General features: G+C 68.9%; 20 protein-coding genes. 13 read left to right on the forward strand and 7 right to left on the reverse strand.

The features are described 5' to 3' along the window. Positions 1–274: 274 nt before the first annotated feature. Positions 275–820 carry an RBBP9/YdeN family alpha/beta hydrolase gene (locus CUJ89_RS29250; RefSeq protein WP_114181618.1) on the reverse strand — a complete coding sequence of 182 codons (546 nt, stop codon included), beginning with the start codon at positions 818–820 and terminating at the stop codon, positions 275–277. Between the two features lie 117 nt (positions 821–937). Between CUJ89_RS29250 and CUJ89_RS29255 the strand changes: the two genes are divergently transcribed. The 3 genes from CUJ89_RS29255 to CUJ89_RS29260 all read left to right on the forward strand — a co-directional run bounded on the left by CUJ89_RS29255 (position 938) and on the right by CUJ89_RS29260 (position 2,775). Further along, the gene (locus CUJ89_RS29255; RefSeq protein WP_114180766.1) at positions 938–1,393 is read left to right on the forward strand and encodes an Lrp/AsnC family transcriptional regulator; all 456 of its coding nucleotides are present in this window, start codon (positions 938–940) and stop codon (positions 1,391–1,393) included. Between the two features lie 247 nt (positions 1,394–1,640). Next, positions 1,641–1,763 (forward strand): hypothetical protein, encoded by a 123-nt coding sequence (locus tag CUJ89_RS38895; protein ID WP_265341766.1) that lies wholly within the window; start codon positions 1,641–1,643, stop codon positions 1,761–1,763. A gap of 58 nt (positions 1,764–1,821) precedes the next feature. Then, positions 1,822–2,775 (forward strand): leucyl aminopeptidase, encoded by a 954-nt coding sequence (locus tag CUJ89_RS29260; RefSeq protein WP_114180767.1) that lies wholly within the window; start codon positions 1,822–1,824, stop codon positions 2,773–2,775. A gap of 16 nt (positions 2,776–2,791) precedes the next feature. On the opposite strand, the gene CUJ89_RS29265 is transcribed toward CUJ89_RS29260, so the two are convergent. Both CUJ89_RS29265 and CUJ89_RS29270 read right to left on the reverse strand, forming a co-directional pair. Beyond that, positions 2,792–3,301, reverse strand: a complete 510-nt coding sequence (locus CUJ89_RS29265) for a GNAT family N-acetyltransferase (protein WP_114180768.1) — start codon at positions 3,299–3,301, stop codon at positions 2,792–2,794. A 55-nt stretch (positions 3,302–3,356) separates the two neighbouring features. After that, positions 3,357–4,388, reverse strand: a complete 1,032-nt coding sequence (locus CUJ89_RS29270; RefSeq protein WP_114180769.1) for an AraC family transcriptional regulator — start codon at positions 4,386–4,388, stop codon at positions 3,357–3,359. Between the two features lie 264 nt (positions 4,389–4,652). On the opposite strand from CUJ89_RS29270, the gene CUJ89_RS29275 reads away from it, so the two are divergent. The 5 genes from CUJ89_RS29275 (at position 4,653) to CUJ89_RS29295 (ending at position 10,607) form a co-directional block, all read left to right on the forward strand. Next, positions 4,653–6,368, forward strand: coding sequence for a GMC family oxidoreductase (locus tag CUJ89_RS29275; protein WP_114180770.1), 1,716 nt, complete (start codon positions 4,653–4,655; stop codon positions 6,366–6,368). After that, positions 6,355–8,805 carry a flavin-containing monooxygenase gene (locus CUJ89_RS29280; RefSeq protein ID WP_114180771.1) on the forward strand — a complete coding sequence of 817 codons (2,451 nt, stop codon included), beginning with the start codon at positions 6,355–6,357 and terminating at the stop codon, positions 8,803–8,805. Before CUJ89_RS29275 ends, CUJ89_RS29280 begins: the two co-directional genes overlap by 14 nt. A 217-nt stretch (positions 8,806–9,022) precedes the next feature. After that, positions 9,023–9,577, forward strand: coding sequence for a protein tyrosine phosphatase (locus CUJ89_RS29285; protein ID WP_114180772.1), 555 nt, complete (start codon positions 9,023–9,025; stop codon positions 9,575–9,577). A 371-nt stretch (positions 9,578–9,948) separates the two neighbouring features. After that, positions 9,949–10,281, forward strand: a complete 333-nt coding sequence (locus CUJ89_RS29290; RefSeq protein ID WP_114180773.1) for a type II toxin-antitoxin system RelE/ParE family toxin — start codon at positions 9,949–9,951, stop codon at positions 10,279–10,281. Beyond that, positions 10,278–10,607 carry a DNA-binding protein gene (locus CUJ89_RS29295; protein WP_114180774.1) on the forward strand — a complete coding sequence of 110 codons (330 nt, stop codon included), beginning with the start codon at positions 10,278–10,280 and terminating at the stop codon, positions 10,605–10,607. The genes CUJ89_RS29290 and CUJ89_RS29295 overlap by 4 nt, the downstream gene beginning before the upstream one ends. 16 nt (positions 10,608–10,623) lie before the next feature. Here the strand turns inward: CUJ89_RS29295 and CUJ89_RS29300 are convergent, their stop codons facing one another. Both CUJ89_RS29300 and CUJ89_RS29305 read right to left on the reverse strand, forming a co-directional pair. Then, positions 10,624–12,642, reverse strand: a complete 2,019-nt coding sequence (locus CUJ89_RS29300; RefSeq protein ID WP_114181619.1) for a VTT domain-containing protein — start codon at positions 12,640–12,642, stop codon at positions 10,624–10,626. An 84-nt stretch (positions 12,643–12,726) separates the two neighbouring features. Beyond that, positions 12,727–13,179 carry a hypothetical protein gene (locus tag CUJ89_RS29305; RefSeq protein ID WP_114180775.1) on the reverse strand — a complete coding sequence of 151 codons (453 nt, stop codon included), beginning with the start codon at positions 13,177–13,179 and terminating at the stop codon, positions 12,727–12,729. A 325-nt stretch (positions 13,180–13,504) separates the two neighbouring features. Between CUJ89_RS29305 and CUJ89_RS29315 the strand changes: the two genes are divergently transcribed. The 3 genes from CUJ89_RS29315 to CUJ89_RS29325 all read left to right on the forward strand — a co-directional run bounded on the left by CUJ89_RS29315 (position 13,505) and on the right by CUJ89_RS29325 (position 16,722). Then, positions 13,505–14,152 carry a response regulator transcription factor gene (locus tag CUJ89_RS29315; RefSeq protein WP_114180776.1) on the forward strand — a complete coding sequence of 216 codons (648 nt, stop codon included), beginning with the start codon at positions 13,505–13,507 and terminating at the stop codon, positions 14,150–14,152. Then, positions 14,149–15,942 (forward strand): sensor histidine kinase, encoded by a 1,794-nt coding sequence (locus CUJ89_RS29320; protein WP_114180777.1) that lies wholly within the window; start codon positions 14,149–14,151, stop codon positions 15,940–15,942. The genes CUJ89_RS29315 and CUJ89_RS29320 overlap by 4 nt, the downstream gene beginning before the upstream one ends. 102 nt (positions 15,943–16,044) lie before the next feature. Next, positions 16,045–16,722 (forward strand): hypothetical protein, encoded by a 678-nt coding sequence (locus CUJ89_RS29325; protein ID WP_114180778.1) that lies wholly within the window; start codon positions 16,045–16,047, stop codon positions 16,720–16,722. A gap of 12 nt (positions 16,723–16,734) precedes the next feature. On the opposite strand, the gene CUJ89_RS29330 is transcribed toward CUJ89_RS29325, so the two are convergent. Both CUJ89_RS29330 and CUJ89_RS29335 read right to left on the reverse strand, forming a co-directional pair. Next, a complete protein-coding gene (locus tag CUJ89_RS29330) occupies positions 16,735–18,045 on the reverse strand; it encodes an MFS transporter (RefSeq protein WP_114180779.1) in 1,311 nt (436 codons plus the stop codon). Positions 18,046–18,163: 118 nt separating this feature from the next. Then, entirely contained in the window at positions 18,164–19,180 is a 1,017-nt protein-coding gene (locus CUJ89_RS29335) for an ABC transporter substrate-binding protein (RefSeq protein WP_114180780.1), read from the reverse strand. Positions 19,181–19,418: 238 nt separating this feature from the next. Here CUJ89_RS29335 and CUJ89_RS29340 point away from each other — a divergent pair, with 238 nt between their 5' ends. Together CUJ89_RS29340 and CUJ89_RS29345 are read left to right on the forward strand one after the other, a co-directional pair. Beyond that, a complete protein-coding gene (locus CUJ89_RS29340; protein ID WP_114180781.1) occupies positions 19,419–20,084 on the forward strand; it encodes a response regulator transcription factor in 666 nt (221 codons plus the stop codon). Beyond that, the gene (locus tag CUJ89_RS29345; protein ID WP_114180782.1) at positions 20,071–21,513 is read left to right on the forward strand and encodes a sensor histidine kinase; all 1,443 of its coding nucleotides are present in this window, start codon (positions 20,071–20,073) and stop codon (positions 21,511–21,513) included. Before CUJ89_RS29340 ends, CUJ89_RS29345 begins: the two co-directional genes overlap by 14 nt. Positions 21,514–21,545 lie beyond the last annotated feature (32 nt).

A 21,545-nucleotide genomic window follows, 5' to 3' on the forward strand; every position in this document is an offset into this window, starting at 1 on the left:
GGTTGTCTCCGTTGTCGTTCCAGGCCAGGACGCGCGCACCCGCAACGTCGACGTGACGTCGCGAACGTGAGTCGCTGCGCCGTCGACGCGGAATCCGCCTCCGGGCATGCGTCAATCCCGATTGCCGAGGCTGACGGCGCCGCCGAGCGATCATACTTGACCGCTCGTCCCGACGGCGTACCTCGGCGACCGGAGTCCAATGACGATCGCGACCGCTTCCGGTTCTTCCATGCGGCGACGAAAAGCTCGGGAGCACGCCAGCCACTTGCCTGCTCTATCCGCCCAATCTGGCGGTAAAGGCCGTGAGCAACGCACATCCTTCGCGCCATTCCCCCAACCCCGCGGCCTCGTTCAGATGGCCACGCGCGCCGAGCAGAAGCGGCGTCGCGCCGTACTCTGCTGCCCACGCAACGCCTCGCCCCGACGGGTCGTACGGGTCATCCGAACTTGCGATCGCCAGAACCGGCAGGCCGTCGAAATCACCGGTCGGCAAATTCGCAAACGCCTTTGCGGCGACGGGAAAATGCGGGCCGCCCGGATCGGGCACCGCGACGAGAAACGCACCGCGCAAGCTGCGCGTCGAAGCAGCATGCCAATGCGCGAACAACAGGCAACCCAGGGAATGACAAATCACCAGCGGCGGCACCGCGGCTTTTGCGACGGCCTCGTCCAGCGCCGCAATCCAGTCGTTCAGATCGGGCGCGTCCCATGAAGCCGGGGTAATGCGCGTGGCGCCGGGAAGCGTCGCCTCCCAATGACTCTGCCAATGATCCGCTCCCGAGTTGCCGATACCCGGCACGATGACAATCGTTTGTTCCATCCCCGCCTCCATGAACACAAGAGTTTGCAGTCTGGCCTGCCTGAAACACGCGCGGAATGGCAAGTCATCGGTTATTGAGACAAAATGCCGATGACTTAACGGAACAGGAGCGCAGCAATGCCGAACGGAGAGCTCGATCGCCTGGATATCGCCATCCTCGAAGCCCTGCAGGAAAACGCGCGGATGCCGCTCTCCGAAGTGGGCCGGCAGATCGGACTGTCGCAGCCCGCGACCTCGGAGCGCGTCAAACGCCTGGAAGAGCGCGGCGTCATCACGGGCTACGGCGCGCGGATCGATCCGGCGGCACTGGGGCTGGGGATGATGGCCATCATCCGGCTGAGAACGACGCACGAACACATCAAGCCCGCCCTGAGCGCGTTCGCCGACATGCCGCATGTCATCGAAGTCCACCGCATGACCGGCGAGGATTGCTTCCTGCTGAAGGTACGGGTGCCGACACCGGAGCAACTGGAAACCATCGTCGACGCGATTGCCCGCTTCGGCGCGGTCACGACTTCGCTGGTACTCCGATCCGAGCCGGCCAAGCCGCTCGGGAAAGCGCTGCTCGGTTGATGCGGGCAGCGGCCTCCTTGGGTACCTGCGCGATTCGCGTTATCTGCTTCCTTTGCCGCGCCGGATCGCGCACGTCCGATGTTTAGCACCCCTCGGCTAAAAACCTTGCAGTGCATTGCCTTCGCTAAATCATCAGACTAATATCGACGCCACTCATCCGGTATTCACGAAATAGCGGATGAGTGGCGGCAATCCATTCGCCGCGCTTTCATGTTGAATCACTCATGTTCACCACAGGAGAATTGACATGCAGGAAACCCAGCAGATCGAATTGCTTGACTGGATGCAGGAAGATACGCACCCCGAGGCCATCGATATGATGGTCGAGGACGCCGTGGTGCCGTTCGGCACCGCGCTCTGGCCGGTCTGAGCGGGCCACCCGTTCTCGCGGAAGGGCATCCGCCCTTCCGCCGCCTCCGGAGACACGCATGCTGAACCTGCACCGCGCGCTCGGCTTTCACCCCGCGCTGCGCGACAAGCTTGCGCGCGGCGATACGGGAAAACTGCTGGTCGGCTATGACATCCGCAACCGCGACATCGCGTTGCGCGCGTTTTCCGCCCTGCCCGATTCGCTCGACGCGACCACCGTCTGCCTCGAAACCACCCCACCCGCCGACATCGCCGCCGCGCTCAATGCCGCCGACCTGTTCGTGCTGCTGTACGACTCGTCGTGCCTGCCGACGCCGTCGCCGAGCGGGCCACCGTTCCTCGCCGCGATCCGCCCCGCGATCGTCGAGCACTGGAGCAAGTCGGTACTGTTCAAGGATTACGGCCCGCACCTCGACGAGGCCTTCGCCGAATCGCTCGACGACATCGCCGCGCGCAACGGCCGGCTGATCGACGCGGCCGCGCGCGCATCGCACATCCGCTTCATCGACGAAGCCGGCAACACGCTGACGGGCTCGCTCGCGCCGGACCAGAAATGGACGAGCGTGGACGGGATGGGCAATCTCGACGTCGTGCCCGGCGAGATCGCGACGCACGTCACCGACCTCAGCGGCTCGGTCGTGTTCAGCGGCACGTTTCTCGGCACCGTGCCGTTCGCGATCAAGTACAAGGTGGCCGAGCGGCTCGCGACGCTGCATGTCGAACGCAGCACGATCGTCGATTTCGACAGCGACGATCCGGGCTTCCGGCGCGATTTCTCGACCTATCTCGACCGGCACGCGAATCACCGGCGGATCGAGGAATTCGGCATCGGCACGAACCTCGGGATCCGGGGCCTGTACGGCCGCAACGCGGGGTTCGAGGAACGCCATCCGGGCCTGCATCTCGGGCTCGGCGGCGGCGAAAACGGCAGCCACCATCTCGACCTGATCTTCGCGCGCGGCACGCTCGCGCTCGACGAGCGGATCGTGTTCGACGGCGCGTTCGCCGTCTGACGAAGCGGCTGCGTGCTCAGGCTTCGGCGGCAGCGGTGTCGCCGAGCCACTTGAACATCACGAGGCAATCGACGAACCCGAGCCGTGCGTGACGGTAGGCGCGCGGCAGGCGGCCGACGATTTCGAATCCCAGCTTCTGCCACAGCGCGACCGCGACCTCGTTCGTCGCGACCACCGAATTGAACTGCATCGCGAGGAAACCGCGCTCGCGCGCGACCTGCTGCGAGTGCTCGCACATCAGGCGCGCGACGCCGCGGCCGCGCGCGGCGTCGCTCACCATGTAGCCGCAGTTGCACACGTGATTGCCGGGCCCGGCCGCGTTCGCCTTCAGATAGTACGAGCCGAGCAGCACGCCATCCTGTTCGGCGATCCACGTGCAGAGCGGCGCGTCGAGCCAGAGCGCGCGCGCCGCTTCGGGTGCCGGCGCGGGATCGAATGCGTAGGTTTCCTGAGCAGCGACGATGGCGCGGTAGGTCGGCCAGAAGCGCGGGAAATCGTCCTCGGTCATCGGGCGAAGCGTGATCATGCGGGTTCTCTCGTCAGGGGGATGTCGGCAGGAAAGCAATCGATCGTACCGCGATTCAAGATTGGCTGCCGTCCCGTTGCGCCGCGCTGCGATACGCGCCCGGCGGCACGCCGTACCAGCGCTTGAACGCCTGCGAGAAACTCGACAGGTCGCTGAAGCCGAGCCGCTCGGCCACTTCCGCGAGCGACAGGCGCGCATCGCCGAGCAGCGTCTCGGCCATCGCGCCGCGCGCCTGCGCGAGCAGTGCGCGAAACGTCGTGCCTTCCTCCTGGAGCCGGCGCTTGAGCGTGCGCGGGCTCGTGTTCATCAGCCGCGCCATGTCCTCCAGCGAGAACGGCGCGGCGCCGGGCGTCGAGCTCAGGTACTGGCGCACCATCTCCGACGTGCCCACCCGCGCGCGCCGCGTTTCGACCAGCTGGCCGCACATCTGCTCGCACATCGACACCGTCAGCGGATTCGCGTGCGGCAGCGGCCGGTCGAGAAACGCGCGGTCGAATGCGAGGCTGTTCGAGCGCGCCGAGAAAGCCGGTTCGATGCCGGCGATGCGGGGTGCGGGTAGCAACGGCGCGCGCGCGGCCTGCAGCGTGAAGCGCGACAACGCGAAATCGCCGCTGCCGATTTCCTGCAGCAGCACGGCCGCGGCCGTCATGTCGCGTTCGACGAGGAACCGGCTCAGGTCGCCGTCGAGTTCCGGCGCGCCGAAATTGAGCACGCCCGTGTCGGGTTCCTCGCGGTACGTGATGACGGTGAACGCATACGTGAGCGGCAGGAAGCGCATCGCCAGCGCCAGTGCGTCGCGCCCGGTCGCGCTGGCGATCAGCCCGTAGCCCCACACCCCGTACGCGGAGAAGTGGTAGCGCAGGCCAACCTCGAACCCGAGGCCCGGCGCGCGCCCGAGCGCACGCAGCAGGTTGCCGGTCAGCCGCAGCTCCTGCGCGGCCGTCACCTCGACTTTCGGATCGTCGAGCTGCGCATCCGCGAGCCCTGTGCCGGCCAGCAGGGTCGTGTGCGGCACGCCGCGCTCGTCGCCGAAATCGACCAGCAGCCGGGCGCTGGCCGGACTCCGGGTGAAGTCCCAGAAGCTCATGCGGAGAAACCCTCGAAGCGCCGATTTGGCCCAAATACTAAAACAATTGTCCCGAAGCAGCATTGGTGTTTTCCCACGCGACCAGCACCATCGGCGTCATCCAGTCGTCGTCCGAACGACGCCATCGCCCCCCCGGAGGAGACACCATGCGACCGAGTCGCCCGACCGATCCCGCAGCCCGCTGCGAACGCCAGCGCGAAGCCTGCGCCCGCGACCGCGTACCGACGCGCAGCGCTTGATCCATCGACCATCAGGAAACGATCCATGAGCAAGACTTTCGACTACATCGTCGTCGGCGGCGGTTCGGGCGGGTGCGTCGTCGCAGGGCGACTGACCGAGGACCCGGCCGTGACCGTCTGCGTGCTCGAGGCCGGCGGCCGCGGCGACGGCGCGATCGTCAACGTGCCGACCGGCGCGGTCGCGATGCTGCCGACCCGCGTGAACAACTGGGCATTCGACACGGCGCCGCAGCCGGGGCTCGGCGGGCGCATCGGCTACCAGCCGCGCGGCAAGGGGCTGGGCGGTTCGTCCGCGATCAACGCGATGGTCTACATCCGCGGCCATCGCGTCGACTACGACGGCTGGGCCGCGCTCGGCAACGAGGGCTGGGCGTACGACGACGTGCTGCCGTACTTCCGCCTGAGCGAGCACAACGAACGCTTCGACGATGCGTGGCACGGCCGCGACGGTCCGCTGTGGGTCAGCGACCTGCGCACCGGCAACCCGTTCCATGCGCGCTATCTGGAAGCCGCGCAACAGGCCGGCCTGCCGCTCACCGACGACTTCAACGGCGCGCAGCAGGAAGGCGTCGGCATCTACCAGGTCACGCAGAAGCACGGCGAACGGTGGAGCGCGGCGCGCGCGTACCTGTTGCCGCACGTCGGCCGCCGCGACAACCTGACGGTCGAGACGCACGCGCAGGTGCTGCGCATCCTGTTCGACGGCACGCGCGCCGTCGGCGTCGAAGTGCGGCAGCACGGCGAAGTCCGCACGCTGCGCGCGCGGCGGGAAGTCGTGCTCGCGGCCGGCGCACTGCAGACGCCGCAGTTGCTGATGCTGTCGGGCGTCGGCCCCGGCCGCGAACTCCAGCGGCTCGGCATCACGGTGCACGCCGACCTGCCCGGCGTCGGCCGCAACCTGCAGGATCATCCGGATTTCATCCTCGGCTACCGCTCGCACAGCGTCGACACGATGGGCGTGTCCGCACGCGGCGGCCTGCGCATGCTGCGCGAGCTCGCGCGCTTTCGCCGCGAACGGCGCGGGATGCTGACGTCGAATTTCGCGGAAGGCGGCGGCTTCCTGAAGACGCGCGCCGGCCTCGACGCGCCGGATATCCAGCTGCACTTCGTCGTCGCGCTCGTCGACGATCATGCGCGCAAGCTGCATGCCGGCCACGGGCTGTCGTGCCACGTGTGCCTGCTGCGGCCGCGCAGCCGTGGCTCGGTGACGCTGCACGGCACCGATCCGCTCGCGGCGCCGCGCATCGACCCCGCGTTCTTCGACGATCCGCGCGACCTCGACGACATGGTCGCGGGCTTCCGGCTCACGCGCCGGCTGATGGAAGCGCCGGCGCTCGCCGCCTGGATCACCCGCGACCTGTTCGCCGCGAACGTCACGACCGACGACGAGATCCGCGATGTGCTGCGCCGGCGCACCGACACCGTGTATCACCCGGTCGGCACGTGCCGGATGGGACACGACGCGCTCGCCGTCGTCGATCCGCAACTGCGCGTGCGCGACCTGCAAGGGCTGCGCATCGTCGATGCGTCGGTCATGCCGACGCTCATCGGCGGCAATACCAATGCGCCGACCGTCATGATCGCCGAGAAGGCCGTCGACCTGATCCGCGGCGTTTGCCGCACGTCCGCGCGGCCGCACGCCGGGACCGCCGGCGCAGCGATGGATCGCGACACGGTTCTTGCGTCGTGCACCGCGCACGATGCCATCCAGCCGGAGGAAACCCGCCATGTCGTCGCCTGATGCTTCCCGCCTGACCGAATCCGCCGCGCCGCTTGCGGCGATCATCATCGGCGCCGGCTTCGCCGGCATCGGCATGGCGATCGCGCTGCAACGCGCCGGCATCCACGATTTCGTGATCGTCGAACGCTCGCACGACGTTGGCGGCGTATGGCGCGACAACAGCTACCCGGGCGCCGCATGCGACGTGCCCTCGCACCTGTACTCGTTCTCGTTCGAACCCAATCCGGCCTGGTCGCGCGTATTCGCGCCGCAGCCTGAAATCCATGCGTACCTGCAGCATTGCGCGCGCAAGTACGGTCTCGCGCGCCATCTGCGCTTCGGCGCCGAAGTCGAGCGCGCGCGGTACGACGAAGCCGATGCGCTGTGGCGCGTCACGCTCGCCGACGGCACGACGCTGAGCGCCGCCGTGCTCGTCAGCGGCACCGGCCAGTTGAGCCGCCCCGCGATGCCCGACCTGCCCGGCATCGACACGTTTCGCGGCCGCGCATTCCACTCCGCGCACTGGGATCACGACTATCCGCTCGCCGGCAAGCGCGTGGCCGTGGTCGGCACCGGCGCGTCGGCGATCCAGTTCGTCCCGGCGATTGCCAACGACGTGCAGCGCCTGGTCGTGTTCCAGCGTTCGCCGGCCTATGTGATGCCGCGCCCCGACCGCGCGTATCGCCCATGGGAGAAGACGCTGTTTCGCCGGCTGCCGTGGGCGATGAAGCTGCATCGCGCGTCGATCTACCTGCGCTACGAAGCGCGCGCGATCGCATTCACGCGCCTGCACGGGCTGATGGATATCGCGGTCGGTCGGCCGTTCCGCAAACTGCTCGCGCGCGACGTGCCGGACGCCGCGCTGCGCGCGCGGCTCACGCCCGACTACCCGATCGGCTGCAAGCGCATCCTGCTGTCGAGCGACTACCTCGCCGCAATGAGCCGCGACAACGTCGAGCTCGTCACGCAACGGATCCGGCGCGTGACCGAGGACGGGATCGAGACCGTCGACGGCGCGCACCATCCGGTCGACGCGATCATCTACGGCACGGGGTTCGCGGCGACCCGGTTCCTGTCGCCGATGCGCATCACGGGCCGCGACGGGCTCGACCTGAACGACGCATGGCGACGCGGCGCGCAGGCGTACCTCGGGCTCACCGTGCCCGGCTTTCCGAACTTCTTCATGCTGTACGGCCCGAACACCAACCTCGGTCACAACTCGATCGTCTACATGCTCGAGAGCCAGATCGCGCACGTGATGCGCTGCGTGCGCGCGATGCGGCGCGGCGGCGCGAGCGCGATCGATGTCGACGCGCGCCGCTACCGGCGCTTCAACGCGCACGTGCAGCAGCGGCTCGACGGTTCGGTGTGGAGCAGTTGCCAGAGCTGGTACGTCGATGCGTCGGGGCGCAACAGCACGAACTGGCCAGGCTTCACGCTGACCTACCGGTGGCTCACGCGCTTCACCGGGCTGTCCGCGTACCGCTTCACGCATCCGCTGCCCGGGCCCGCCGCGCCGACTCATGGCGTGGTGGTCGCGCCACCCGCCGGCGGGCTGGAGGCGCTCGCCGCCGCGTCGCTGCGCGGCTTCCTGCGCGTGGCATTCCGGCCGCTGATCGGGCCGCCGTTCAGCGCGCGCGTGCAGCGCCGCGTCGTCGCGCTGCTGTCGCCGCTGATGCCCGGCGCGGGCGGCACGCTGCGCTACCGCACGTCCGCGCACCGCGTGCCGGTCGAAGTGGTCGCGCCGAAACGCGGCGATGCGGGCGGCGCGATCCTCTATCTGCACGGCGGCGCTTTCTGTCTCGGCGGAGCGCATACGCATCGCGGCGTGACGACGCGGCTCGCGCACGACGCCGGCCTGCCGGTGTGGGTGCCCGATTACCGGCTCGCCCCCGAGCATCCGAGCCCTGCCGCGCTCGACGACGCGCTGGCCGTGTATGACGCGATGCGCGCGCAGGGTCATGCGCCGCACCGGATCGTCATCGCCGGCGATTCGGCCGGCGGCGCGCTGGCACTGGCGCTCGCCATCGCGCTGCGCGAGCGCGGCGAGCCGGCCGCCGCCGCGCTGCTGCTGATCTCGCCCGTGACCGACCCCGCGCTCGGCGGCGCGACGCTGGCGTCGCGCCGCCATGACGATCCGATGATCCGTCGCGGCTGGCTCGAACAGGGGCTGCGCTGGTATCACGGCGCCGGCTCGGCCGCGGCGCGCGGCCCGCTCGACACCGACCTGCGCGGCCTGCCGCCGATGCTGGTCCAGGCCGGCGACCAGGAGGTGCTGCTGTCGGATGCGCAGCGGCTCGCGCATCACGCGACCGCGTGCGGCGTGCCGTGCCGGCTGGAGATTCATGCGGCGCGCTGGCATGTGTTTCATTTGCAGGCGTTTTACCTGCGGTCGGCGCGGGACGCGTTGCGGACGCTGGCGGGGTTTGCGTCGGAACGCGTCGCCGCGACGCCGTGACGACGAGCCAGTGACGCGCGGCGAACGGGGCAGCGGTGCACGGCTGCCCCGGGCGGCCGGACGGCGCGTGCGCGACCGCCACGCCCGCTTGCAACGAAGCGACGCCGTCTTGCAAAAACCGGTCGTTTATTTTTTTCCGTCACCGGCGACCGTCATGATCTCCCCCGAGCCTCGGCGCGCCGCCGGGGCGACAACACCCCACCCTGGCGGAGACATCATGAAAAGAAGCCACACACTCAACGCGCTGGCGCTGCTCTGTTGCGTCGGCATCCAGTGCGCGACGTCGGCGTTCGCCGACGAACCGAAGAAGGTCGCGTTCGTCGACACGGGCAACACCGGGCGCAGCGTGATGGCCGAAGCGATCGCCGGCCAGTTGATCGCGCAGCGCCACGCGCATGTCGCGGTGATCTCGCGTGCGGTCGACGAGGATCCGTACGACGAAAAGCCCGAGGAAAACGGCGTGATCCTGATGAAGCGGCGCGGCCTCGACACGTCCGCGCACCGCTCGGTGCAGTTGAACGCGAACGACGTCAAGCATTCCGACGTGATCCTGACGATGACCGACAAGCACAAGGAAAAGGTGCTCGCGCTTTATCCGTCGGCCGCCGGCAAGGTGTTCACGCTCGCCGAATACGCGACCGGGAAGCACCTCGACGTGCCCGACGCATGGGGCAAGCCGATCGACTTCTACGAATCGGTGACCGCGCAGCTCGACACGTATCTTCCGGCCGCGCTCGACAAGGTCGCGAGCGCCGCGCCCGCGAAGCCGTAACGCGGGAACACCTGTCGGCCCACCGGTCGCGCAATGCACCGGCAGGTTTGCCGCTCACGTCACTCCCCCCGATACCCCGCCCACGGCGCGTGCCCCGTCATCGCGCCATCGACACAGGCCATTCGGCCGAATCGCCGCCGTCCCCCCCCGGATGAAAGAATGATCGTCGTCCGGGAAGCCGGTTTCGCTGCCTGAAATCCCGAACCTTGAAGACGCCGCATGCGCTCCGGCCACAGCGCCCTTGCGTTGGGCACCGCCCCGATCCGGCAATCGGCGATGTGCAACGCACGCACCGCCCCCCGGCTAACACCGTTGGCAGACCGCACGACCGCCTCGTTTCCATCACCTCTTTTTGTAGCTTATAAGTTACAATGCTATCCAAGTTCGAACTGCTTCGCTATCAGCGCGACGATGGTCGCGAGCCTTTCACCGAATGGCTGAACGCCGTGCGCGACAAGTTCGCCCAGGCACGGATTCGCGAACGCCTGCGCCGCGTGCAGGCAGGCAACTTCGGCGATTGCGTGCCTGTCGGCGAAGGCGTGATCGAACTGCGCGTCCACGTCGGCGCCGGCTATCGCGTGTACTTCGGCCGGCACGGCAGCGCACTGGTGCTGCTGCTGTCCGGCGGTGACAAGGGCAGTCAACCCGACGACATCAAGCGCGCAAGGGAACACTGGTCAAACTGGAAACGGAGGCAAATGTGAACAAGCTCAAAGGCGCGGTATCGCACCACGACGCGGAAGTCGCCGAACTCGGCGCCGACCGCGAACTCGCGGTGGCCTATCTGCAGGTCGCTATGGAATCGCTCGACGATCCCGACAACCGCGCGGCCGGCCTGCTCGCGCTGCGCACGGTCGCCGAAGCATACGGCGGGCTCGGCGCCGTCGCGGCCGAAGCCGGCATCAGCCGCGAATCGCTGTATCGCACGCTGTCCCCCAACGGCAACCCGACGCTGAAAACCCTGCTCGCGGTGCTCAAGACCGTCGGCCTGCGTCTGTCCGTCGTCCCCGCGCAGCCGGCGCACGCATAAGCGGCGCACGGCCCGCTCACGGCCTGACCATCCATACGAGCAGCATCTCGGCCGGCGCGGCACTCATCTCCGCCGGCGGATGCTCGATCGTCGGCTCGACCGCCAGCGCCTGCGCGATTGCCGCCGCATCGTCGATCGGCGTCGTGCGCACGATCGTCATCAGCCCCGCCGGCCGGTGCAGCGTCTCGCGATACAGCGCGCCGTACCACAGCGGCCGCATGCCGAGCGCGTCCTGCAACACGTACGGATAACGCCACAGCCGCAGCACGAGGCGGCTTTCCGGGCGGCCCGGATCGACGTGGACGAACACGCGGCGCGTGCTTTCGCCGTGCGTGTAGCGCGGCAGCACGGGCAGTGCGTCGGCCGGCGCCTGCGGCAACAGCCAGCGCAGCGCGGTGGCCGGCGACCACGGCGTCGCGCGCTGCCAGCCGGCCTGCGCGAGATGCCGGTCGAGCGTGTCCGACGTCGCGCTCCATTGCAGCGGCAGGTATTCCTCGCGATCGCCGCCGATCTCGGTGCGCCGCGTCGGCACGCGCTGCCACCCGCCGCGCATCCACTGATCGACGGTCATCGCGACCACGTCGCCGACATGCGGGCGCGACGCGCGATCGAGCTGCCATTGCGCGGGAACCGTCCATACGCCGGCCGTCGCGAGCACCACGACCACCGCGACGAGCGCGCCTCTCGGCTGCACATGCTCGCGCACGCGCCAGTACGCATAGGCGCCGGCGAGCAACGCGAACCAGGCCAGCCCGAGGCTCCAGCCGCCGAGCAAACCCGACAGCCATGTGTCGCCGACATACAGCCGCGCGAAGCCGCCGAGCACGACCCACAGCACGACCGCCGTCACGACCGGAATGCGCCACAGCGCGGGCCGGTCGCGCGTCAGCGCCCAGCCGAGGCCGCTGCTCGCGAGGATCGCGAACGCGGCTTCGGCATCGGGCAGCGGCACGTGCGGCGCGCCGGGCGGCAGGCTCGCGGGCGTCGCGCCGGGCACGCCCGCGCCGAACACCGGCACGAGCACGACGGCGATGCCGACCGTCGCAAGCCACCACGCGGCCGTCAGCCAGCAGCGATGGATCAGCAGCCAGACGAGAAACGCGGCCGCGACGATCAGCCCCGTATCGTGCCCGTGCAGCACGGCAAGCGCGCGCAACACGGCGTCCACCGGCGGCGTGCGCAGGTTCTGCAGGAACGCGTAAAGCGCGATGTCCGCGTGCATCAGCGGATCGTTCGCGACGACATCCTGCACGAGGCCCGCGAACAGCCACACGCAGCCGACGAACAGCAGCGCGAGCACGGGCACCGTGCCCGGCAGGCGGCGCACGCGCGCGATCGCGTCGTTCAGCCGTGCGCCGAACCGCGGCCAGCGGCGTGCACACGCGTGCATGGCCGCGACGGTCGCGCGGTGCAGTAGCGGCCAGCCGCGCCGCAGCGCGACGCGCACACCGATCCACACGAGCGCGACCAGCGCGGCGACGACCAGCAGGATCACGGCGACCCGCACACTGATCGCCGCGGCCAGTGCGGCGGACGCGCCGAACAGGATGCCCGGCGCGACGTGTACGGGCGCCCACACGAGTGCCGAGACGACGTTGACCGGATAGAACGACCGGCGCGGCAGCGTCGCGCAGCCGACGACGACCGGCACGACCGCGCGCACCGGCGCGAGGAAACGCGCGAGCACGATGCTCTTCATGCCGTGACGCAGCACGAACTCCTCGCCGCGCGCGTAGGCGGCCGCGTAGCCGAAGCGCGCCCACAGGTTGCGGATCTTCCCGCCGTAGCGCCGCCCGAACTCGTAGCTGATCCCGTCGCCGACCACGGCGCCGACGGCCGCGACGCCGATCGTCGTCCACCCGTCGAGCGCGCCCGCGCCGATCAGCGCGCCGGCCGCGAACATCACGGCGCCGGCCGGCACGACCGTGCCGACCAGCGCAATCGCCTCCGCGCAAGCGGTCACGAACACGATCGCCAGCACGAGCAGCGGATGCGCGCCGATCGCGCCGATCCATGCGTGGATCGTGTCGCTCATCGCAGGCTCCACGGCGGTGCGGCCCGGGCAGTGGGGTGGGGAACGTTCATCGCGAGATGCACGCGGTCGCGCTGGCGTGACAGGTCAATCGAACTCGTGCTGCCGCGCATCGGCCTCGAGCGGCGCGTCGTGGTAGCCGACCGTCGCGATCTCCTGCAGATAGCGCGCGAGAAACGCACCGATCGATCCGGCGGCCTCGTATTGATGCACGTGGCGGAATTCGTGGGTCAGCAGGCGGCGCGTGTCTTGCCCGCGCAGCACGTACACCGCATGGCCGAGCGTCAGGCCGATCGTCCCGGGCGACAGCAGCCCCGTGTCGCGGGCGATCGCGGCCAGCGAAGGCGTCTCGGGGAACGGCATGCGGTCGACGGTCACGACGCGGATCCGCTCCGGCTGCGCGACACCCACCTTGCGCGCGTCGTCGGCCTGCGCCGGCGTCAGCGGCGCGCCCTGCGCGATCCCGCGCGCCGCCTCCGCTTCAGCCCACGCGACGGCGGCGGGCAGTGCGGACGGCAGGATATCGGCAAGATCGATCATCGCGAGGCTCCTCGGGTGGCGCAGTGGCATCGGGCACCAGTTTAGTCCCGAATCAGGACGGTTCGCGGGGCGGTTCGCACGGCGCCGTGCCAGCCCGCCCCGGTCGCGGCGATCATCAGGGAATACCCCGATCCTCTCGCGCTTCGCATCGTCCCCTTTACCGTGGATTATTTCGTTTCAGTGCAGATTCCTCGGTCGGCTATCTCGAAAATTTCCAGGATGTGTACCGTTTTCGGATTCGACGGAATATATTGTATTGATCAGAAGAACGGTAGCGGCGACAACCGGACAGCAGTTCGCGGCGTCATCCCGAAGAGGATCGCTAATGATCAGGGTAATTCTGGCTGACGATCACGCAGTCATGCGGGACGGACTGCGTCACATCCTGGAAATGGCCGGCGGTTTCGAAATCGTCGGCGAGGCGAGCGACGGCTCGGCCACGCTCGCGCTGGCCGAGCGCGCCGCCGCCGACGTGCTGCTGCTCGACCTGTCGATGCCCGCGCCGACCGGCATCGAGCTGATCCGGCTGGTCAAGCGCCACGCGCCGTCGCTGCGCACGCTCGTGCTGACGATGCACGCTGAAGCGCAATACGCGGCACGCGCGTTCAAGGCCGGCGCAACCGGCTACCTGACGAAAGACAGCGCGACCGCCGAGCTCGTCGAGGCCGTCGGCAAGGTCGCGTCGGGCGGCGTCTACGTGAGCCCGTCGGCGGCCGAAAGCCTCGCGCTCACGCTGCGCGCGCCGGCCCAAACGCTGCCGCACGAACGGCTGTCCGCGCGCGAGCTCGACGTGATGCGCCGCATCGTCGCGGGCCAGACCGTCACGCAGATCGCGTCCGAACTCGCGCTGAGCGCAAAGACGGTCAGCACGTACAAGACACGAATCCTCGAGAAGATGGAGCTGCCGCACGAAGCCGCGCTGGTCCGCTACGCGGTGCGCCACGATCTCGACCCCGGCGTCGACGACGCATGATGGCCACCCCCCGCTTCCCGCCCGCTCCCCCGGACAACGACGATCCGGACACGTCGCACCTGTTCATGTCGTCGCTGCCGCCGGGCCGGCGCGAGCGGCGGCTCGCGCTCGCGACCGTGATCGTGTCGGCCGTGATCTTCGCCGCGCTCGCGCCGTTCGCGGGCATGCCGCTCGCGCCGGGCTGGGCGTTCATCCCCGTGTACCAGTCGGCAATCGTCGTCAACGACATGGTGACGGCCGGCCTCCTGCTCGGCCAGTACGCGATCCTGCGCGAGAAATCGCTGCTCGTGCTCGCGGGCGGCTACCTGTTCACGGGCTTCATGGCCGGCACGCACATGCTGACCTTTCCCGGGCTCTTCACGCCGACGGGCCTGCTCGGCGCCGGCGACCAGACCACCGCGTGGCTGTACCTGTTCTGGCACGGCGGCTTTCCGCTGGCGGTCGCCGCCTACGCGCTGCTGCGCGCGGCGTCGCGCGCGCGCCCGATCCCGGCGCCCCAGCGCCGCGCGGCGATTCCGGTGGTGCTCTGCATCGCCGCCGCGGTCGGCGCGACGGTCGCGCTCGCGCTGCTCGCGACCGCCGGCCACGACCTGCTGCCGCGCATCATGAACGGCAACCGGATGGCCGCGACCATGACGAACGCGATCACGGTCGTCTGGGGGCTGAACCTGGTCGCGCTGATGCTGATGTGGCGGCAGCGGCGCCGCCATTCCGTGCTCGACCTGTGGGTGATGACCGTGCTCGTCGCCTGGCTGTTCGACATCGCGCTGTCGTCGATGCTGAATCACGGGCGCTTCGATCTCGGCTTCTACGCGGGACGCGCGTACGGCCTCGTCGCATCCGGCGTCGTGCTGTTCGCGATGCTGTTCGAGAACGGCCGGCTGCATGCGCAGACGGTGCGCGCGCTGGCTGGCGCGCGCTACCAGCATCTGCTCGTCGCGCAGAAGAGCGCGCAGCTCAACGATGCGAACGAACGGCTCGAACAGCGCGTCGCCGCGCGCACCGCGCAACTGAGCGCGTCGAACCGCGACTTGCGGCGCGAAGTCGAGGAGCGCGTGCGCGCGGAGCGTGCGCTGCAGGCCTCGCGCGAGGAACTGCGCGAGATTGCCGCGATCAGCGCGACCGCGCGCGAGGCCGAACAGCGCCGCATCGCGCGCGAACTGCACGACGAACTCGCGCAGACGCTTGCGACGCTGAAGAACGATCTCGAATGGCTGATCGACCAGGTGCCGCAGGACGATGCGCTGCTTGCGCGCAAGATCGCGGCAATGCACATGCTGGCGCGCGGCGCGGTGGCCGCGACGCGCCGCATCGCGTCGGACCTGCGCCCGCTGATGCTCGACGATCTCGGTTTCGCCGCGGCGATGCAATGGCTCGTGGAGGATTTCCGGCACCGTCACGGCATTGCGTGCGCGCTGCACGTCGAGCCGCCGGAGCTGCAGCTCGACGAACCGTATGCGACGGCCGTGTTCCGCATCGCGCAGGAAGCGCTCGCGAACATCGCGCGGCACGCGGCCGCGTCGCATGCGAACGTCGAACTCTTGTACGGCTACGATGCGATCGCGCTGACGATTCGCGACGACGGCGCGGGATTCGATCCTGGTGTGCCGCGCAAGTCGAGCTCGTTCGGGCTGGTCGGTTTGCGCGAGCGCGCGTATCTCGTCGGCGGCACGCTGCGGATCGAGACGACGCTCGGCGAGGGCACGACGGTCGAGGTGGACATTCCGCTGCCGCACGCGCCGGTCGCGGTCGCGCATGGCGGGGACGGGGTTTCGCGAGCGGACGGGTAACGGATTGGGCGGGGTGATGGAGGCGCTACAATCCACCGCCATCGCCACTCCGCACATCTCGCGCCGATACGCCGGCCGCCCGTATCTCGCCCCTTCGACACGATGAAAACCATCCTGACCTACGCACTCTGCTGCCTCGCCGCCCTGGCCGGCTGGCTTGCGGTATCGCTGCTGTGCTGGCCCGTCCTGCTCGCGCTGCAAGCCCTGACGACGGCCCTGCTCATCCCGCATCCGGCCGGCAGCTACATCGGGCTCGGGTTCGTGTCGACTGCGCGGCTCATGGATTTTCCGACCAGCTTCGTCGGCGCCTATTCGGTGCCGTTCATGAACGTGCCGCTCGGGTTCATCGCGATCATCTGGTGGATTAGCGTGTTGATGATCGTGCCGTCCACCTACAAGCGCTATCGCACCAAGCCGCGCGGCCGCGCATCGCGGGCCGTCCTGTGGCGCGGGGCCCGCTCGTTGCTGATCTTCACCGCCGTGCTCCTCATCGTCGCGACACCATTCCTGCGGCGCTACGAAATCGTGACGCAGGATCACCTCTACGTGCGGCACCTGTTCGACTGGCACGAGCGCGCGTATCCGCTTGCGTCGCTGAAGGCGATCCACGTGGACATGCCCGAATACAGCCGCGGCATCATCACGTGGGACTTCATATTCGACGGCGACAACCGCTTTTCGACGACCGCGCCCGACATCGACGCGCTCAAGTACCTGCTGTCGAACGCGCACGTATCGACCAACTTCAAGTTCGTCGGGAACCAGATGATGATGCGGTGACGCCTCCCACCGTCACACCCGCGCCGCCACCATCCCCCGCTCCGACCGCGTCCACGCGACCAGCGCGCCGATCCCGAGCAGCGCGAGGCACACGATCGGCACGATCATCGGCCCGAACGCGGTGCCCGTCACCTTGCCCGCGAACGGCATCAGGTTCTGGCTGAAGAAGCCGCCGAGGTTGCCGATCGAGTTGATCGCCGCGACGCTCGCCGCCGCCCGCGCGCCCGTGAAGTAGCGCGGCGGCATCGACCAGAAGCACGGATACAGCAGCGGGATGCACGCGCCGCCGAGCACGAGTGCGATGAAGCGCAGCGGCGTCGACGGCAGCACGAGGCTCAGCAGGAAGCCGAGCGCGCCGAGCGCCGCGACGATCGCGATCGTGCGCAGGATGCTCTTCGCGCGGCGCAGCTTCGACGGCAGCCACACCAGCAGCAGCACCGCGAGCGCCCACGGCAGCATGCTCAGGAAGCCGTTCGTGCTGCTCGACACGCCGAACGATTTCACGAGCGTCGGCAGCCAGTACGTGACGCCGTACAGCGACGTCGACATCAGCATGTAGGTCGCCGCGAACAGCATCACGCGCGGATCGAGCAGCGCCTTCCACGGCTGTCCGTGCTCGGCCTGCGCGGGCTTCTCGCGTTCGAGCGCGGCCGCGACGATCTGCTTCTCGCGCTCGTCGAGGAACGGTGCGTCGCGGAACGACGCGGGCAGTACGCGGAACACGACGATCGCGACGATCACCGCCGGGATGCCCGTCGCGATGAATACCCATTGCCAGCCCGCGAGCCCCCACACGCCGTTCAGGCCCAGCAGCACGCCGCCGACCAGCGAGCCGAGCATGTTCGCGAGCGCGCTGCCGAGCGTGAAGATGCCGAGCACCTTCGCGCGATAGCTCTGCGGAAACCACAGCGTCAGGTAATAGATCACGCCCGGATAGAAGCCGGCCTCGGCGATGCCGAGCAGGAAGCGCAGCGAGCAGAACGCGGGCATCGACGTCGTGAAGCCCATCAGCACGGTGATGAGGCCCCACGTCAGCATGATCCGCGCGAGCCACACGCGCGCGCCGAAGCGATGCAGCGCAAGCGTGCTCGGCACCTCGAACAGCAGGTAGCCGATGAAGAACAGCGACGACGCGAGCCCGAACGCGGCCTCCGTCATCCCGAGGCTGTGCACCATCTGCAGTTTCGCGAAGCCGACGTTCTGCCGGTCGATGAACGCGATCAGGAACATCACGACGAGGATGGGCAGCAGGCGCCGCGCCATCTTCGACATGATGCGCTGCTCTTCGGCGGACGCGGGGTCCAGGGTTTCGGTAGCAGTCACTGCAGGCTCCTTACGTGAATCGGTTGCTTGTCGGTTGAATCGATTGAATCGGCGCCGCGCGCAACGAAGGCGCGGGCACGGGGTGTTTCGATGAATGGGGGCCGGCGGCCGGCGGCGTTCAGCCCGACCGGTAGTCGTCGAGCATCGGCGCGAACATCTCGTGCCATGTGCGCGGCTTCGCCTTGATCGTGCCGGCCAGGTACAGGAATTCGACGTAGTCCATCAACTGGTTCGGCTGCACCGAGAAGCGCGTGTCCGGCGCGGCGAGCATCCGCAGCACGTCGTCGTGCGACACGCCGACGCCCGACGACGCCGCATAGAGCGTGGCCGCCGCGCGCGGATCCTGCACGATCAGGCGATTCGCTTCGTCGAGCGCGCCGAGAAAGGCCGATGCCAGCGCGGGCTCCGCATCGACGAGCCGCTTCGGCGCGAACACGACGTCGAGCGTCATCGGGCCGAGCACGTCGACCGAGCTCACGACGCGGTGGATGCCCGGCTGCCGCAACTCGAGCGTCGAGAACGGCGGCGACGTGAAGTGCGCGGTGACGCCGTTCTCGCGGCGGATCAGCGCCTGCATCGCCTGCGGATGCGGCAGGTTCACGGTGATCGAATCGAGCTGCGCGAAATGCGCGGGGCCGAGCTGCCGGCTTGCGACCATCTGCAGCACGACCGCCGACAGCGACGTGCGGATGCCCGGCACCGCGATCCGGTCGGACGGCGTGAAGTCGCGCAGCGACTTGAGGCCCGGACGGTTCGCGTTCAGCGACAGCGACGTGGTCGACAGCCCGCTGATGCCGATCACCTCGACATTCGGAATGCCGCGCGCCCGCGCCCACAGCTCGATGAAGCCCGGTGCGCCGGCGCCCGCGAAATCGAGCGTGCCGGCCATCATCGCGTCGTTGACGGAATTGCCGCCGTCGAGCAGCACCCAGTCGACCGCGACGTCGCGCACGCCATGCCGCGCCGCGTGCCGTTCGAACAGCCGCTGCTTCTCCATCACGAGCAGCGGCAGGTACAGCACGCCATAGCCTTTCGAGATCCGGACCGTGCGCGGCTTCGCGCGCACGAGCGACGGCGCGGCGAGCACGCCGAGCCCGGCGGCGATCAATGCGCGGCGGCGCGGCGACGTCGTCATGCGTGCGCCGCCATGCGACGGACGGCAAACGGCAACGCGAAGGCCCGCGTCGCGCTGCGCCGCGCGTTCGTCGTGCCCGTGACATGCTGCATGTTGCCGTCTCCTTGAATATTTCTGGTATTAATGCCGTCCTTGCGTGCTGCTTCCGGCTCGACACAGGTTATCGACCGAGTCTGAGAAAATGCTGACATCCCGGCCCCGGGAAAACCCCTAATCCACCCACCTGCAAAACGGCACCATGCGCATTCTCGTCGTGGAGGACGATGCCGAAATCGGCGCGGCGATCCGCAGCCGCCTGGCGCGGCTCGGCCACGCCGTCGATCTCGAAACCGACGGCGCGACCGCGAACGGGCTGTTGCGCGTCGAGCGTTTCGACCTCGTCGTGCTCGACGCGAACCTGCCCGGCATGGACGGCTTCGCGGTGCTGCGCAACCTGCGCGCGTCCGGCAGCACGACGCCCGTGCTGCTCGTCACCGCGCGCTCAGCGATCGACGACCGCGTGAGCGGCCTCGGCTTCGGCGCCGACGACTACCTCGTGAAGCCGTTCGACTATCGCGAGCTCGACGCGCGCGTGCAGGCGCTCCTGCGCCGCAACAGCGGCCACGCGAACGACGTGCTGACGCTCGGCGGCCTCGTGATCGACCGCAGCAGCCGCCTCGCCGAACTCGACGGCCAGCCGCTGTCGCTGTCGCGCCAGGAATTCGCGCTGCTCGAAATCCTCGCGAGCCGCCCGCAGCGCATCTTCTCGAAGGAAGAACTGCTGAACCAGCTGTTCAGCTTCGGCAACGAGCCGACCGCGAACGCGGTCGAGCAGTACGTGACGCGCGTGCGCAGGAAGCTTCAGGGCAGCTCGGTCGAGATCCGCACCGCGCGCGGGATGGGGTATCAGATTGCCGCGCAATAACTGGTTTCCGAAGACGCTGTTCGGGCGCACGCTGCTGTTCATCGCGCTCGTCGTCGCGTCGGGTGCGCTGGCGCTGGCCGCGATCGCGCGCTACTACGCGGGCGTCGCCGCCGAACGCGCGTACGACCAGTTGCTTGCCGGCGCATCGATCCAGGTCGCGGAGAACCTGTACGTGCAGGGCGGCGTGCTCGCGCTGAATCCGCCGGTGGCCGCGCTGTCGACGCTGTCGCGCTACGACCTCGTCTACTACAAGGTCGTCGATTCGCGCGGCATCGTCGTGGCCGGCTACAACGACCTCGCGAGCCCCGCGACGCTCGCCGCCGCGAAGCAGGGCCCCGCGTTCGCGAACGCCGTCTACCAGGGGCACCGGATCCGCACCGCGACCATCGCGCGCTACATGCCCGAGGAAAGCACGCCGGGCTGGGCGCTCGTGACCGTTGCGCAAACCACCCACGCGCGCCAGCAGCTCACGAACGACATGAGCATCAAGGTATGGACGCTGATCCTGCTGATGAGCGTGCTCGCGATCGGCGCGAGCGGCCTCGCGATCCGGCGCGGCCTGCGCCCGCTCGCGCAGATCGGCACGCTCATCGCCGCGCGCGACCCGGCCGACCTGCGGCCCGTGGCCGTCGACACGCCGAGCGAAATCGACGCGATCATCGGTTCGATCAACGGGCTGATACACCGCCTTGCCGAGCGGATCAACGCGATGCAGCGCTTCATCGCCGACGCCGCGCACCAGATGCGCACGCCGCTCGCCCGGCTCGACGCGCAGATCGAATTGCTCGACGGCGAGTCCGATCCCGCGCGTCACGCGGCGCGGCTCGACGCGCTGCGCGCAACCTGCTCGGACGTCGGCCGGCTCACCGGCCAGTTGCTCAATCACGCGATGGTGATCCATCGCACCGAGGCCGTGCCGCTGCAACCCGTCGAACTCGTTGCGCTCGCGAAGGACGTGCTCGGCCGCACGATTCCGCTCGCGGGCGAGCGCGATGTCGCCGTCGCGTTCGCGAGCGACGCGCCGCATGCATGGATCGACGGCGACGCGATCAGCCTGCAGGAAGCGCTGTCGAACGTGCTGCACAACGCGCTGCTGCACGGTCATGCGGACGACATCGTCGTATCGGTCGCGACCACGGGCCACGCCGGCGACGCCGGCAACGTGGTGACGCTGACCGTCACCGACAACGGCCGGGGGATTCCGCGCGAGCATTGGAACGCCGCGCTGCAACCGTTCGTGCGGATCGCGCCGGACGGCAGCGAGCGGCGCACGGGGTCGGGCCTCGGGCTCGCGATCGTGCAGGAAGTGATGAAGGCGCACGGCGGGCGCATCGGGTTCGCGTTTCCCGATGCGGGCGGGTTCGCGGTGGTGCTGACGTTTCCGCGGGCCAATGGGAACAGCGTTTCGAAACACGGCGATACGCGCTGAACCGCGGACGCGTTCCACCGCCACCGCCTCGC

Source organism: Burkholderia pyrrocinia (genome assembly GCF_003330765.1).
GTDB classification, from domain to species: Bacteria; Pseudomonadota; Gammaproteobacteria; order Burkholderiales; family Burkholderiaceae; genus Burkholderia; species Burkholderia pyrrocinia_B.